We start from the raw sequence: 13854 nt of genomic DNA on the forward strand, positions 1-13854 counted from the left end.
TCGAGGCATGCAAGGGAGGCAGGATACCGAGTGTCTGTTTCAGAGTGCATTGTCATTGCTCGACACCCGCCGGCAACCGGCTTGCGAGAAAAGCCAGCGTGAGGAACAGCGCAATCTGGAGACTGAGGGCAGCCTCGAAGCTCGCTTTGTAAGCCTCGGGGGATGACGCGCCGGCAAGGACCCCGAAGAATATCTGGCCGAGCACAGCGACTCCGAGCGCGCCACCGATCTGTTGGAAGGTCTGCAACGCACCGGACCCAGACCCGGCATCGCGGTTCTCGACGACGGTCAGGATCGTCGCAAAGAGCGGCGCGACGGTGATGCCCATGCCGAGGCCGGCGAGTACCAGCGGCGGGAGGAAGGCCCAGTGATCGACGGTCTCGGTGACGCCGAAGACCACATAGAGAAGCGATCCCATGCCGCCCGCCAAGATCAATGGTCCCACCATAAGCCGCGCCTTCGCGTAGGTCGATCCGAAGCGGCCGGAGACGAGGGAGGCGATGAAGACGCCGACGGAGAACGGCGTCGTCGTGAGACCGGACTCCAGCGGCGTGAAGCCGTAGCCGATCTGCAGAAAGATTGCGATCACGAAGAAGAAGCCCGGGATGCCGGCGAACAATGTCGCGGTCATCGTGAGACCGAGCAGGAAATGGCGGTTGGTCAGAAGGCTGACCGGAAGGAGTTGCGTCTCTTGCCGCCGCGCGCGCCTTGCCTCCCATTTCACGAAACCGGCGGCGAGCGGCACGGTGAGTGCCATCATTGCGAAGCACCACCATGGCCAGCCGAATTCGCGGCCCTCGACCAGCGGAAAGACCACCGTGAAGACGGTGAGGGCGGCAAGCGCCACGCCGCCGAAATCCACCGGCTCGTAGTCGCCACGCTTTGTCCAAGGGATCAGCCGCCAGCCCATGACCAGGGCGAATAGACCGATCGGAATGTTGACGAGGAAGATCGGCCGCCATTCGAGGCCATAGAAGTCGGCGGCGATCAGAGCGCCGCCGGCGAGCGGCCCCGTCACCGCTGCCATGCCGGCGGTCACCCCGAAAAGCGAAAAGGCGAAGCCACGCTCCTCGCGCGAAAACGTCACCTGAACGAGGGCGAGAACCTGCGGCATCATCATCGCGCTCGACAGGCCCTGAACGAAGCGCGCCGCGATCAGGAGGCCGACGGTGGGCGCGAGGCCGCACAGGGCCGAGCCGATGGTGAAGCCGGAAATCCCGATGAGAAACATCCGCTTGCGGCCAACGATGTCGCCGAGCCGGCCGAATGGCAGAAGTCCAAGCGCGAAGGAGAGGATATAGGCGGCGACCACCCATTCGATCTCGGAACTCGACGCATCAAGATCGGCCGTCAGGCTGGGGATCGCGACGTTAACGATGGTCACGTCGACGAGATTCATGAAGCCAGCCAGAAGCAGCACGGCGAGGATGATCCAGCGACGTGGGTCTGCTTCCAGGCTTTCTTCGCTCTCAGCGGTCGTCGTGGACATCGGAGTCTTTCATTATCCTCCGGTGCCACGGACGAAGACCGCCCACCTTTCGGTTAGGCGGTCTGGCGGCACGGGGGAGGGATGCGGCAAAAACCGTCTTCTGGGACTAGATCGTTCCCGTCATCTTCAGCGCGAAGGCGTAGATATAGGCGACCTCTTCGAGCTTGCTGAAGCGGCCGGAAGCGCCTCCGTGTCCTGAGTCCATATTGGTACGCAGGATTATGGGGTTGTCGTCGGTCTTCGTCGCCCGCAGCCGCGCGACCCATTTCGCCGGCTCCCAATAGGTGACGCGCGGATCGGTGAGGCCGGCCAGCGCCAAAATCGGCGGATAGGCCTGCTCCGTCACGTTGTCGTAAGGGCTGTAGGACGCAATCACCTGATAGTCCTCGCCTGAGAGGATCGGATTGCCCCATTCGGGCCATTCCGGCGGAGTCAGGGGCAGCGTGTCGTCGAGCATCGTGTTGAGCACGTCGACGAACGGAACGACCGCGACGATCGCGCCGAAGGTTGCCGGCGCCATGTTCGCGACTGTGCCCATCAGCATGCCGCCAGCCGAACCGCCGTGGGCGACGATCTGGCCCTTGCTGGTGAACTTCTCCGCCGCAAGGTGATCGGCGGCGGCAATGAAATCGGTGAAGGTGTTTGCCTTGTTCTGGCGCCGGCCGGCCTCGTACCAGGCAAAGCCTTTGTCCTTGCCGCCACGGATATGGGCGATGGCGTGGACGAAGCCGCGATCAACGAGCGACAGGATGTTGGTGTTGAAAGACGCCGGGATCGACATGCCGTAGGACCCGTAGCCGTAGAGCAGGCATGGCGCCGAACCATCCGTCGGGGTATCCTTGTGATGGACCAGCGAGACCGGGACCATCTCACCGTCTTTCGCGGGTGCGAAAATTCGCCGCGCCACGTAATCGTCCGGGTTATGGCCGGAGGGCACTTCCTGGGTCTTGAGCAGCGTTCGCTCGCGGGTCTCGACATTGTACTCGAAGGTCTGGGCCGGCGTCGTCATGGAGGAGTAGGAGAACCGAATAATGTCGGTGTCGTATTCGTAGGTGCCGATCAGACCCAGCGAATAGGCCTCTTCGTCGAAGGCTATCGAATGCTCCGGCCCGTCGGTCGGATCGTCGTTCGAGTTGAATTTCTTGATGACGATGCGCGGCAGACCGTCGCGCCGCTCAAGCCAGACGAGATGCCGTTTCAACGCAAAATGGTTGAGGATCAGACGTCCGTCCTCATGCGGCACGACATCCTGCCAGGCGGATCTTTCGGGCGCGTCCATCGGCGTCGTGACGATCTTGAAGTCGCGGGCGCCGTCAGCATTGGTGCGGATGTAGAGGCAGTTCTCGCCTTCGTCCACATCGTATTCGACGCCGGTCTCGCGCTCGGCGATCAGCCTCGGCTCGGCCGCCGGATTGGAGCCTGGGATCATCCAGCACTCGGAAGTCTCGTGATCGTGGATGTCGATCAGTACGAGACGGCCGGACTGGCTGTTGCCGACGCCCATAAAGAAGCCTGTGTCGGTTTCCTCGTAGATCAGCTGATCGTCGTCCGGCTCCGTGCCGAGGGCGTGGTAGTAGACCTTGCTGGGCCGGTGATTCTTGTCGAGGCGCGTATAGAAGAAGCCGCGCGAATTGGAGGCCCAGGCCGCCCCGCCACTCGTATCGTGGATCACCGTGCCCGTATTCTCGCCGGTCTCGGCATCTCGAATGGCGAGGAGATAATATTCCGATCCCTTGTCGTCATAGGACCACGCCAGCATCGAATGGTCTGGCGAATGGCTGACGCCGCCAAGCGAGAAATAGGGCTTCTCGGCGGCTTCTTTCGGTCCGTCGACGAGGATATGCGGCTCGCTCGAAGTCTCTTCGCCACGCCGGTAGCGCACGAATCGTGGATATTCGGCCCCGGCTTCGTAGGCTACGCCGTAGGAGAAATCGCCATCGGGCGCCGGAACGGACGAATCGTCCTCCTTGATGCGGCCTCGCAGCTCCGCGATCAGCGTTTCACGCAGCTCCTTCGTGTCGCCCATAACCGCTTCTGCATAGGCGTTTTCCGCCTCGAGATGCTTGCGGATGGCCGGATTGAGAACGCTCGTATCCTTGAAGACATCTTGCCAGTTGGGTGCCCTCAACCAGGCATATTCATCCGATCTTTCAATACCATGGCGTGTATCGCGCTCGATCAGGCGTTCGGCCGTGGGTGGGCTGGGAAGGTCAACGGGCATTCAACTCGCTCGGGACTTTTACGGGATGTCTTGAAGCCGGCAGCGCGACCGCGCCGCCGAAAGCACGGAGGTTTCACGATAGCCGATCGGGCCGCCCGTGCAAAACTGCGGCCAGTTCGGCGCCTACGGACTCGTGAACAGATGTTATCGCTCGGGGCGAGCTGAGTGCGCTTTCGCGGCCACTATGGCTTGCCCCGAGCGGACGCGGTTTCTATGAAGAAAGGGATCGATGCGTTCGGGTGACCGGGTGCGAGACCAAGGAGGGATGAGGCGCTGATGGACGAATTGAACGGTTTCGTCTCCGATTTCGGCTATGTGGCGCTGATCCTGCCTTTCCTCGCCGCAGCCATCGCCCCGCTTCTCACCTCCGTTCTCAAATCCCATTCCACCTGGCTTCTGGCGCTGGCACCGGCCGCAGCCTTCGTGATCTTTCTGCGCGGCATCTTCGAGGTGGCCGAGGGCACGGTTTATCGCTGGGGCTTCGAGTGGATTCCGAGCTTCGACATCGCCTTCTCCTTCCGGCTGGACGGCCTGTCGATGGTGTTCGCGCTGCTGATCACCGGCATCGGAACTTTCATCATCCTCTATGCTGGCGGCTACATGAAGGGGCACAAGGACCAGGGGCGGTTCTATTCCTTCATGCTGATGTTCATGGGCTCGATGCTGGGTCTCGTCGTCGCCGACGACCTCATCACCCTGTTCGTCTACTGGGAACTCACCTCGATCACCTCCTTCCTGCTGATCGGGTTCGACCATACCCGCGAGCGTGCGCGGCGTGGCGCTGTTCAGGCGCTTGTCATCACCGGCGGAGGCGGTCTCGCCCTGCTCGCCGGCCTCATCGCGATTCGCGAATTCCATGGCCTCACATCGCTCAGCGATATTCTCGAAGCTGGCGACATGCTCCGCGAGAGCCCGTATTATCTCGCGATCCTGATCCTCGTTCTTTGCGGCGCCTTCACGAAGTCGGCGCAGATGCCATTCCACGTCTGGCTGCCGAACGCGATGGAAGCGCCGACGCCTGTCTCGGCCTATCTGCATTCCGCCACCATGGTGAAAGCTGGCGTCTACCTGCTGCTGAGGCTCCATCCGGCGCTTGGCGAGACGATGCTCTGGATGACGATCCTGCCGATCTTTGGCTCCATAACCCTCGTCGCCGGCGCGCTGCTCGCGGTGCGCGCGACCGATATCAAGATCACGCTCGCCTATACCACGCTCGCTTCGCTCGGTTTGCTCGTCATGCTGATCGGGGTTTCGTCCGAGACCGCGATCATTGCGGCGGTGCTCTATCTGATCGCCCATTCGCTCTTCAAAGGCGGGCTCTTCATGGTCGCCGGCTCGGTCGACCATAGCGCTCACACCCGCGAGATCGATCGCCTTGGCGGACTTGGCCGCCACATGCCGCTTACCTTCGTGGCCGCGATCCTTTGCGCACTTTCCATGGGCGGCATGACGCCCTTTGTCGGCTTTCTCGCCAAGGAGGAGATCTATCATGCGCTCGAATACGGCGATTTCTATCATATAGCCCTTTTGATCGCGGCGATTGCCGGCAATGCCCTGATGTTCGCCGCTGCCTTCATCGTCGGGCTTCAGCCCTTCGTCGGCACTAAGCCGCAGCATATCGACCATCCCCACGAGAGCGGGCTCAGGGTCTGGCTCGGGCCTCTGGTGCTCGGAGTGCTGTCCCTCGTCGGAGCGCTCTATTACGGCGTCTATCACGAGCTCTTTTCCATGCCGATGGCGAGTGCCTCTTATGGTGAGCCGCTGGAGATCGAGATCGGCTGGGTGCCCCATCTCAATCTCGCCTTTGCGCTGTCCTGCCTCACAATCGTTCTTGGCGTGATCATCTATCTCGCCTCGACCCGGATACGAGCCAAGCTCGCAGCGTTCCTCGCCGCCGTCGGCTGGGGCCCGGATCACGGCTTCGATCAGGCGATGCGTGGGCTTGTCCGCATGTCGTTCTTCGTAACGCGTATCGTGCAGCCCGGCCGCCTCGACTACTATATGACCACGGTGATGATCGTTCTGGTCATCGCCCTCTTCGGTTCGATGTGGTGGGCGGGCGGCTTCCCGAGCGTTCCGGCAATTCCCGATCTTCAGCCCTATGAGTGGATCATTCTCGGCCTGATCGTCTTTGGTATTCTGGCCGTCGTCGTTTCCAAAAACCGGCTTCAGGCCATCGTCTCGCTCGGCATCCAGGGTTACGCTGTCGCCTTCATCTTCATGCTGCAGGGCGCGCCGGATCTGGCCTTCACCCAGTTCATGGTGGAGACGCTGTCGGTCGTCATCCTTGCTCTCGTCATGACCCGGCTGAAGCTTTCGCCGGGCGACCATCGTCCGCTTGCCCAGAAACTGCCTGATGCCACGATCGGCGTTCTCGCCGGTATCGGCTTCGGCCTCTTTCTGCTTGCGGTTGTCCAGAGCGAGTTCGATCGCAGTTTGTCGGACTTCTTCGAGCGCTACAGCTATGCCATCGCCCACGGCAGGAACATCGTGAACGTCATTCTCGTCGACTTCCGCGGAATTGATACGATGGGCGAGATCGCGGTCGTCATGACAGCCGGGCTCGCGGTGCTCGCTCTGATCCGCATTCGGGTCGGCCGATATGGCAAACGAACGGTCGATCCGATGGAGGCAACGCCATGAAAACCATCATCTTCCGCTTCACGGCGCCTTATCTCACCAGCCTGATGGTGCTGTTTTCGATCTTCGTTCTCCTGCGCGGTCATAACGAACCGGGAGGCGGCTTTATCGGCGGCCTCATTGCCGCCTCGGCCTTCGCGATTTACGGCATCGCCTGCGGTGTCGCGCCAGTGCGCCGTGCGCTGCACTTCCATCCAATGGGGATTGCCGCGGCCGGCCTTATGCTCGCGGTCCTCGCCGGTTGCGCCTCGCTGATCGCCGACACGGAATTCCTGACCGGCCTCTGGGTTTTCCCAAAATTCCTCGGAACGGAAGTTCCGCTTTCGACGCCGCTCTTCTTCGATATCGGGGTCTATCTCGTCGTCGTCGGAGCGATCTCCTCGATCGCGCTTGCCCTCGAAGAAAGAGAGACCGACTGATGGAAATCGCGCTTTGCTTCGTCGTCGCGGCGATGTTCGCGGTGACGGTCTATCTGATTCTCTCCAAGCACATCATCCGCATGCTGCTCGGTGTGGTGCTGCTCGGCAATTCGGTAAACCTCCTGATCTTTACCAACGGCCGCATCCAGTCGATCGTCCCGCCGATCATTCCGGAGGGCACGGAAGTGCCGACCGAGGTGATTGCGAATCCATTGCCGCAAGCCCTGATCCTGACGGCGATCGTCATCTCCTTCTCGTTCTTCGCCTTCCTTCTCGTCCTGTCCTACCGGGCGTTCCAGGATCTCAACACGGATGACACCGACGAAATGCGCGTCGCCGAACCCGAGGACGAGGGGCTACCGCCCCTCGGTTACTGACGACCATGGCCGCTGATTCCTCCCTCGAGGCCCTCAAGGCCGAAGCGATGACACAGGGCTCGGTGCCGCTGATCGACTATTCGGTGGTGCTGCCGGTCGTGATCTGCTTCATCTTCGGTGCCGCGTTGCTGATGCTGCGCAAGAACATCCGCTGGCACCCGCTGATCGCACTTCCGGGACTTGTCATCCTTTTCCTGGTCGATCTCTTATTGCTTTACCGGGTTGCGACGCAGGGAACGGTGACGATGATGATGGGCGGTTGGCTGCCGCCCTTCGGCATTGCCTTCACGGCCGATCTCATGGGGGCACTCTTCCTTTCGGCGTCCGGATTCGCCGCCCTCTGTTGCGGCATCTATTCGGTTGCGAGCATTTCCAAGGTGGAACGGCGCTACGGCTTCTTTCCGCTGCTTTTCATCATGATGGGTGGCGTCTCAGGCTCGTTCGTCACGGGAGACATCTTCAACCTCTATGTCTGGTTCGAGGTCTTCCTCATCGGCTCCTTCGGATTGCTGATCCTGGGCTCCGAACACGAGCAGCTCGACGGGGCGACGAAATACTGCTTCCTCAATCTCGTCGGAACGACCTTCTTCCTGATCGCGACCGGTTACCTTTATGGTATCTTCGGCACACTCAACATGGCTGACATAGCGGAAAAGGCCGCGGATACGGACAAGACGGCGATGCTCTTTACGCTTGCCGCTCTCTATTTCATGTCCTTCGCCATGAAGGCGGCGGCCTTCCCGCTCAATTTCTGGCTCCCGGCCTCGTATCACACCCCCCGCTTCGTGGTGTCAGCCCTCTTCGCGGGCCTTCTGACCAAGGTCGGCGTCTACGCGGCGATCCGCATCAACCTGATGCTCTTCCCGCCCGAGCGGGCCGAACTCAGCACGATCATCGCCTGGGTTGCCGCGCTCACGATGCTCGTCGGCGGTCTCGGTGCTCTGGCTCAGAGCGATCTTCGCCGCCTCCTCAACTACATGGTTGTCGCCGGTATCGGCACGATCTTCGTCGCGCTCGCAATGCCTGTGCCGGACGGTGATATTGCTTCGAGTTCGCTCTCGATCGGGCTGTCGGGCGCCATCTTCTATGCGCTCCATTCGATCGTCGTGATGACTGCGCTCTATCTTGCCGCCGGAGTTGCGGCGCATCTGACCGGCACGTCCTCGCTTCGAGAAATGGGCGGTCTCTGGCGGCATAATCCGCTCTTTGCCGCGGTCATGTTGATCCTGCTCTTTGCGGTATCCGGCCTGCCGCCGTTTTCCGGCTTCTGGCCCAAGGTCGCGCTGGTCCGTGCCTCGATCTCGGGCGATCTGCCCTGGCTCGCGGCCATGGTTCTCGTCTCCGGTTTCCTGTTGACGATTGCCAGCGCGCGCGTCTTCGCGCTCGGCTTCTGGCGCCCGCTTCCGGCGGCCGTCGCGGCTGAAACGGAGGCGGAGCGTAAGGGCATCATCGAAGAGAAGTTCCTCGCGGCCGGCCCCGACCGCGCGCTCTCGGCGATCCCACTCTTTGCGCTCACCGCCTTCATCGTGATCGTGGGCGTCTGGCCGCAATGGCTCTTCGATCTGACCGATGGCGCCGCGGCCGGCGTGATCGATCCGAGCGGATACATCTCGTCGGTGTTCGGAGACGCTCCATGACGCTCTATCTCATCAACCTCGTATTGGCGTTGGTCTGGGTCGTCGTCACCGGCTCTTTCACGCTGCTTAACCTGCTGTTCGGTTTCGTCCTCGGTGCCTGCGCGCTCTATCTCATCCGCGAGCAGGTGGGCGGTGCAGGATACATGCAGCGCGGCTTTCTGATCACCAAGCTGTTCCTGTTTTTTCTGCTGGAACTTCTGAAGTCCGCTTGGCGTGTCGCGACCCTTGTGCTGAAGCCGAAGATGAACCTCAAACCCGGCATCTTCGCCTACCATCTGAGAGCCGATCGGGACTTCGAGATCACGCTGCTCGCCAACATGATCACGCTAACGCCGGGTACGCTCTCGGTCGACGTCTCCGAGGACCGATCGACCCTTTATGTGCACGCCATCGACTGCTCCGATCCCGAAGCCAACCGCCGCGATATCGCGACCGGTTTCGAACGCATGATTCTGGAGGCATTCCGATAATGATCGAGGACTATGCCAGCCAGTTCTATGAATATGCGATCGATTTCGGTCTTGTATTGATGGGGCTTTCCTTCCTGCTGACGACCGTGCGGATCATCATTGGTCCGACGTTGCCGGACAGGGTGCTCGGCCTCGACATGCTGACCAGCGTTTCGATCGGTTTCATCGCACTCATTGGTATCAATACAGGCTTCACGCTCTACGTGGACATCGCCATCGCGCTCGGACTTGTGGGCTTTCTCGCGACCATCGCCTTCTCGCGCTTCATCCTCGCACGCGGACAGAGCGGCGATGAGGATAGTCCAGAGTCTCTGCCGTTCCGCGATCCGCAGGGCGAGGCGTCCGACGGTTCGGAAGAGGAGGCGAGCTCGTGACGGCTTTTTATTACGTACTCGAAGGCTTGCTTATCGTTGCCGGCTCGCTCTTCATCGCGCTGGCTGCGCTTGGCCTTGTTCGGCTTCCCGATCTCTACACGCGAATGCACTCTGCGTCGAAGGCTGGATCGGTCGGGGCAGGCCTTCTCCTGTTGGCACTGGCGCTGAATTCGGAGTCCCTGCCGGAGAGCCTCCGCGCCATCGCCGCGATTGTCTTCTTCCTGCTGACGGCGCCGATCTCCGCTCATCTCCTCGCCAAGGCATCCTACACCGTCGGCTATTCGTTGTGGCCGGGCTCGGTCCTCGATGAGATGCCGAAGGTGAAACCGAAGGCCGGCGAGAGCATCGCGCGGGGACGTGCTCAGGAAGAATTCTTTGTCGGCAAGGCGACGGAGCCGGCCTGGCGACGCGACCGGCGATCGGCGGCTCCGAAATGGAGCGATCTGAGGAAGAAGTGAGACGCGCGGCCCGAGCCACGGTTCAATTTCTCGGCGCACTCGTCGGGGCGAGCGGCGTTGCTTTCGCGGCCTACGCTTCGCACGGCACGGCGGATCAGGCGTTGGCGGTTCCCGCCGCGGGCATCCTGCTTGCCCATGCGCCGGTGCTTCTGGCTCTTTCGATCATGGCGGATCGAGCACCGCGTCTGATCGGCCTGATCGCGCTGGGGATGACCGTTGGCCTTGCACTCTTCGCTGGCGACCTTGCCGCACGCATCTGGCTCGGCAACCGTCTCTTCCAAGGTGCCGCGCCGCTCGGTGGTGGCATGATCATCCTCTCCTGGCTGCTTCTGGCGGTCGAAGCGCTGGTCTCCGGTTTGGTTGGCGGACGCTCGGCGCTCTGGCGGGGGAAGCAATCGAACCAGCAAGGGCCACAGCGTGTCTCTCGGATTCAGTGATACCCTCTTTCGGGGCAAGACCGTCGTGGTAACCGGCGCGGGGCGTGGAATCGGAGCGGCCGTCGCGGCGTCGTTTCTGGCCTGCGGGGCACGAGTGATCGCCCATGCCGGACGTTCCCTCGAACATGCCGAGACCGATCTTCTGAAGAGAATATCGCCCAATGAACGAGAGGGGCTTTCGCTGTTGACTGCCGACCTCTCCGAGCCGGGCTCCGGGGCGAACCTTGCAGGCCAGATCGCGGCGGAGGCCGGCGGTCCCATCCATGCGCTGGTCAACAATGCCGGAACGATGGAAGGGCGCTTCAAGGCCGAGAGTGTGACCCGAGCGGAATACGACCGGGTGGTCGATCTCAATGTTCGTTCGGTCGTGGAACTGACCACGGCCCTTCTCGGTCCGCTGAAGCAGGCGGAGGGTGCCGCGATCGTCAATACATCGTCGATTTCGGCGACTGTGGGCGGGTCGCCCGGCTCCTCGCTCTATTCGGCCTCGAAAGCCTTCATCTCGACCTGGACGCGGGCTCTCGCCCGTGAGCTTGCGCCCGACCGCATCAGGGTCAATGCCGTCTCGCCGGGCACGATCATGACGGATTTTCACCGCCGCTATTCGTCGAAAGAAAAGCTGGAAAAGACCGCTGCCTCAATCCCGCTAGCGCGACTCGGTGAGGCAGACGACTGTGCGCCGGCCTATGTCTTCCTCAGCGCACCGGAACTGTCCGGTTACATCACGGGGCAGATCGTCGAGGTGAACGGCGGTCAGTTCATGGGTTGACGGAAATTACTGAGCCGCTTGCGTAAGCGGGGCTCCATCCATGTTGCTGGAAGCCGACATCATCATCGGATGGGTGCGGAAATGCAGATAACCGGGGTCGAATTCCGCAATGTCGGACAGCCCCGCCCAGTTCTTGATCGTCAGCCAGGATCGATCGCGATCGATGAGACCCTTTTGTTTGAGGGTCTGAAGAGTTCGATTCACGGTGACCACCGTCAGACCCAAAGCGTCGGCCAATTCGTTCTGCGTCACGGGAAGGTGATATCTCCGTCCGTCCATGAGCCCCATGGCCTGCATGCGCATGAGGAGTTCGCACAGGAGATGTGCGGTTCGCTGCACGCCCGACATCCGGCCAAGCGACACGATCCATTGCCGGAAGATCGAGCCGTCGATGAGCGTTTCTCGCCAGAGAGCCGACGCGATGTTCGGACGCTCCATGCACAGATTCCAGATCGCTTCATGCGGAATGAGACCAATATCGCACCGCACCGTCGCCGCAAGACTGTGGTCGAGGGTATTGAATTTCAGGCTGTGAAGGTCCGGAATGTCGCCCGAAACATGAAAGGCGATGATCTGGCGCTTGCCGCCGCGCATGGTGCGATAGCGATGGGTGAAACCGTCGACCAGAAGGCAGCAGTGATTGATCTCCTCCCCATGTGAGGCGATGTCAGTGCCGGCCTGAACCGTTTTGCCTATAAGAGGGAGCGCGCGCAGTGCTTCTCGGTCGTCTTCGTTCAGTGTCGCGACGAGATCGAGCCGTTTGATCAGCGCTCGGTCGAGTGCATTCATTCCGTCTTTCCAGACCCCCGCGAGGAGTTGTGACTGTCAGCGACCAACGGGCGCGCTCATTGATAACGCGCTCCACGGGCCACAATCGATCGCCACGAGGAGTTTCGAGACTCATTCTTGGACCACAAATTCCGGAAAGACAATGTTCGCAGTCGAACACTTCAGGCAGGCGAAGCATAAATCATTGTAAATTCTGCCAAAAAAATCTTTTCCTACAATACTCTTTAAAAAGACTGCGATCCGTTCCTGTCAGTGCTGCTAGGTCGTGGCGGAAGGGTTTGAATGATTGGCCTGCCCTTGCTCCAGGATCTTCTCTTGAAAACAATATTCCGATACAAGCTTGAGTATTGGGTAGGTGCTTCTTGCGGAAAATGCGATCGGGTCTCCATTATCTTTTTCCTTCAGCAAAATCATCGCGATATGTTGCAAGCTCATGCTGATTGAGCCCGTGCCAGTGTTTGTTCCGCCAAGGCGATCCAATAGCTTGCACCGTAGACAATGGCTTCGTCACTGAAATCATACTTGGAGTTGTGGAGTCCGGCGCTGTCACCATTTCCGACGAAAACATAGGCGCCGGGTCTTTCTTCCAGCATGTAAGCGAAATCCTCGCCTGCCATCAGCGGCTTGGTGTCGCCGTCGACATGGGATGCACCGACGATTTCCGAAGCGATCTCGGCGCAGAACGCGGCCTCGTCGGCATTGTTGACGGTCGGCGGATAACCCTTGCGCCATTCGACCTCTGCAGTCGCGCCGAAGCCCGTCGCGATGCTCTCGGAGAGCGAGCGGATTCGCTCTTCCGCATAGCCTCGAAGTTCGGGCAGGAGGCAACGAACGGTGCCGGAGAAGAGCGCCACGTCGGGGATGACGTTGTGCGCATAACCGGCGTGGAATTCCGTCACCGAGACGACCATGCTGCGCAGCGGATCGAGATTGCGCGACACGATAGACTGGAGGCTCTGTACGATGGCGCTTGCGGCGACGATGGGATCGACCGTCCCGTGCGGTAGGGCCGCGTGTCCGCCGCGGCCTTGGACTTTCACCTTGAAGATGTCGACCGCGGCCATGATTGGCCCCGGACACATGGCGAACTGGCCGACGGGCAGGCCGGGCAGATTGTGCATTCCATAGATCTGCGAGATCGGAAACCGCTCGAAGAGCCCGTCCTCGACCATCGCCTTGCCGCCGGCGCCTCCTTCCTCTGCCGGTTGGAACACCACTGCGACCGTGCCGTCGAAATGGCGCGTCTCACAAAGGCTTCTCGCGGCCGCGAGAAGCATCGTCATATGTCCGTCATGCCCGCAGGCATGCATCAGTCCGGCTCGACTGGACGCGTGTTCGACGCCGGATTCTTCCACGATCGGAAGCGCGTCCATGTCGGCCCTTAGTCCGATCATCGGACCGCCGGAGCCATTTCGACCATGGATCAGACCGACGATCCCGGTGCGCCCGATACCGGTTTCCACGACATCGCAGCCGAAAGCCTTCAGCTTTTCACTGACAAAGGCGGCAGTGTCATGCACGTCGTAGAGAAGTTCGGGATTTCGATGCAGATGCCGGCGCCATTCGGCAAATTCGGCTGCGCTGTCGGCGATGCGGTTGTTGACGGGCATGGAGCCTCGATTTCGGTCAGCGATATTAATCTGGTGAGAAGGGAAATATGTGAACCTTTTGGCAATGTCTTCCCGTCTGTGCCATTCTTGCGTCACATCGGTAAATTAACGACCAATCATCGCAGATCACGGATATGTGTGGCGCTGTTGCAGGCATCGCCCGA

At 60.9% G+C, this 13854-nt stretch carries 13 protein-coding genes; 9 read left to right on the forward strand and 4 right to left on the reverse strand.

Annotated features, from left to right (window positions below):
- Positions 1–52: 52 nt before the first annotated feature.
- Both ABRA89_RS11490 and ABRA89_RS11495 read right to left on the reverse strand, forming a co-directional pair.
- Entirely contained in the window at positions 53–1489 is a 1437-nt protein-coding gene (locus ABRA89_RS11490) for an MFS transporter (RefSeq protein ID WP_349941612.1), read from the reverse strand.
- 106 nt (positions 1490–1595) lie between these two features.
- Positions 1596–3710 (reverse strand): S9 family peptidase, encoded by a 2115-nt coding sequence (locus ABRA89_RS11495; RefSeq protein ID WP_349941613.1) that lies wholly within the window; start codon positions 3708–3710, stop codon positions 1596–1598.
- A gap of 276 nt (positions 3711–3986) precedes the next feature.
- Here ABRA89_RS11495 and ABRA89_RS11500 point away from each other — a divergent pair, with 276 nt between their 5' ends.
- Genes ABRA89_RS11500 through ABRA89_RS11540 form a run of 9 tightly spaced genes read left to right on the forward strand, consistent with a single transcriptional unit; the run spans position 3987 to position 11291 of the window.
- Positions 3987–6353: a putative monovalent cation/H+ antiporter subunit A gene (locus ABRA89_RS11500; protein WP_349941614.1), complete on the forward strand. Its 2367-nt coding sequence runs from the start codon at positions 3987–3989 to the stop codon at positions 6351–6353.
- Positions 6350–6769 carry a Na+/H+ antiporter subunit B gene (locus tag ABRA89_RS11505; protein WP_349941615.1) on the forward strand — a complete coding sequence of 140 codons (420 nt, stop codon included), beginning with the start codon at positions 6350–6352 and terminating at the stop codon, positions 6767–6769. The genes ABRA89_RS11500 and ABRA89_RS11505 overlap by 4 nt, the downstream gene beginning before the upstream one ends.
- Positions 6769–7146, forward strand: a complete 378-nt coding sequence (locus tag ABRA89_RS11510; RefSeq protein WP_349941616.1) for a Na+/H+ antiporter subunit C — start codon at positions 6769–6771, stop codon at positions 7144–7146. Before ABRA89_RS11505 ends, ABRA89_RS11510 begins: the two co-directional genes overlap by 1 nt.
- A gap of 5 nt (positions 7147–7151) precedes the next feature.
- Positions 7152–8783 (forward strand): Na+/H+ antiporter subunit D, encoded by a 1632-nt coding sequence (locus ABRA89_RS11515; protein ID WP_349941617.1) that lies wholly within the window; start codon positions 7152–7154, stop codon positions 8781–8783.
- On the forward strand, positions 8780–9253 hold the full coding sequence (locus tag ABRA89_RS11520) for a Na+/H+ antiporter subunit E (protein WP_349941618.1): 474 nt from the start codon (positions 8780–8782) through the stop codon (positions 9251–9253). The genes ABRA89_RS11515 and ABRA89_RS11520 overlap by 4 nt, the downstream gene beginning before the upstream one ends.
- Complete coding sequence (locus ABRA89_RS11525; protein ID WP_349941619.1) at positions 9253–9627, forward strand: cation:proton antiporter; 375 nt, start codon at positions 9253–9255, stop codon at positions 9625–9627. The genes ABRA89_RS11520 and ABRA89_RS11525 overlap by 1 nt, the downstream gene beginning before the upstream one ends.
- A complete protein-coding gene (gene mnhG, locus ABRA89_RS11530; protein WP_349941620.1) occupies positions 9624–10085 on the forward strand; it encodes a monovalent cation/H(+) antiporter subunit G in 462 nt (153 codons plus the stop codon). Before ABRA89_RS11525 ends, mnhG begins: the two co-directional genes overlap by 4 nt.
- The gene (locus ABRA89_RS11535; protein ID WP_349941621.1) at positions 10082–10522 is read left to right on the forward strand and encodes a DUF423 domain-containing protein; all 441 of its coding nucleotides are present in this window, start codon (positions 10082–10084) and stop codon (positions 10520–10522) included. The genes mnhG and ABRA89_RS11535 overlap by 4 nt, the downstream gene beginning before the upstream one ends.
- A complete protein-coding gene (locus ABRA89_RS11540) occupies positions 10503–11291 on the forward strand; it encodes an SDR family NAD(P)-dependent oxidoreductase (RefSeq protein ID WP_349941622.1) in 789 nt (262 codons plus the stop codon). Before ABRA89_RS11535 ends, ABRA89_RS11540 begins: the two co-directional genes overlap by 20 nt.
- A gap of 6 nt (positions 11292–11297) precedes the next feature.
- On the opposite strand, the gene ABRA89_RS11545 is transcribed toward ABRA89_RS11540, so the two are convergent.
- Both ABRA89_RS11545 and ABRA89_RS11550 read right to left on the reverse strand, forming a co-directional pair.
- The gene (locus tag ABRA89_RS11545) at positions 11298–12080 is read right to left on the reverse strand and encodes a Crp/Fnr family transcriptional regulator (protein ID WP_349941623.1); all 783 of its coding nucleotides are present in this window, start codon (positions 12078–12080) and stop codon (positions 11298–11300) included.
- Between the two features lie 431 nt (positions 12081–12511).
- Positions 12512–13690: a M20 aminoacylase family protein gene (locus ABRA89_RS11550; protein WP_349941624.1), complete on the reverse strand. Its 1179-nt coding sequence runs from the start codon at positions 13688–13690 to the stop codon at positions 12512–12514.
- Between the last annotated feature and the right edge of the window lie 164 nt (positions 13691–13854).

Source organism: Fulvimarina thalattae, assembly GCF_040239565.1.
Lineage (GTDB): Bacteria > Pseudomonadota > Alphaproteobacteria > Rhizobiales > Rhizobiaceae > Fulvimarina.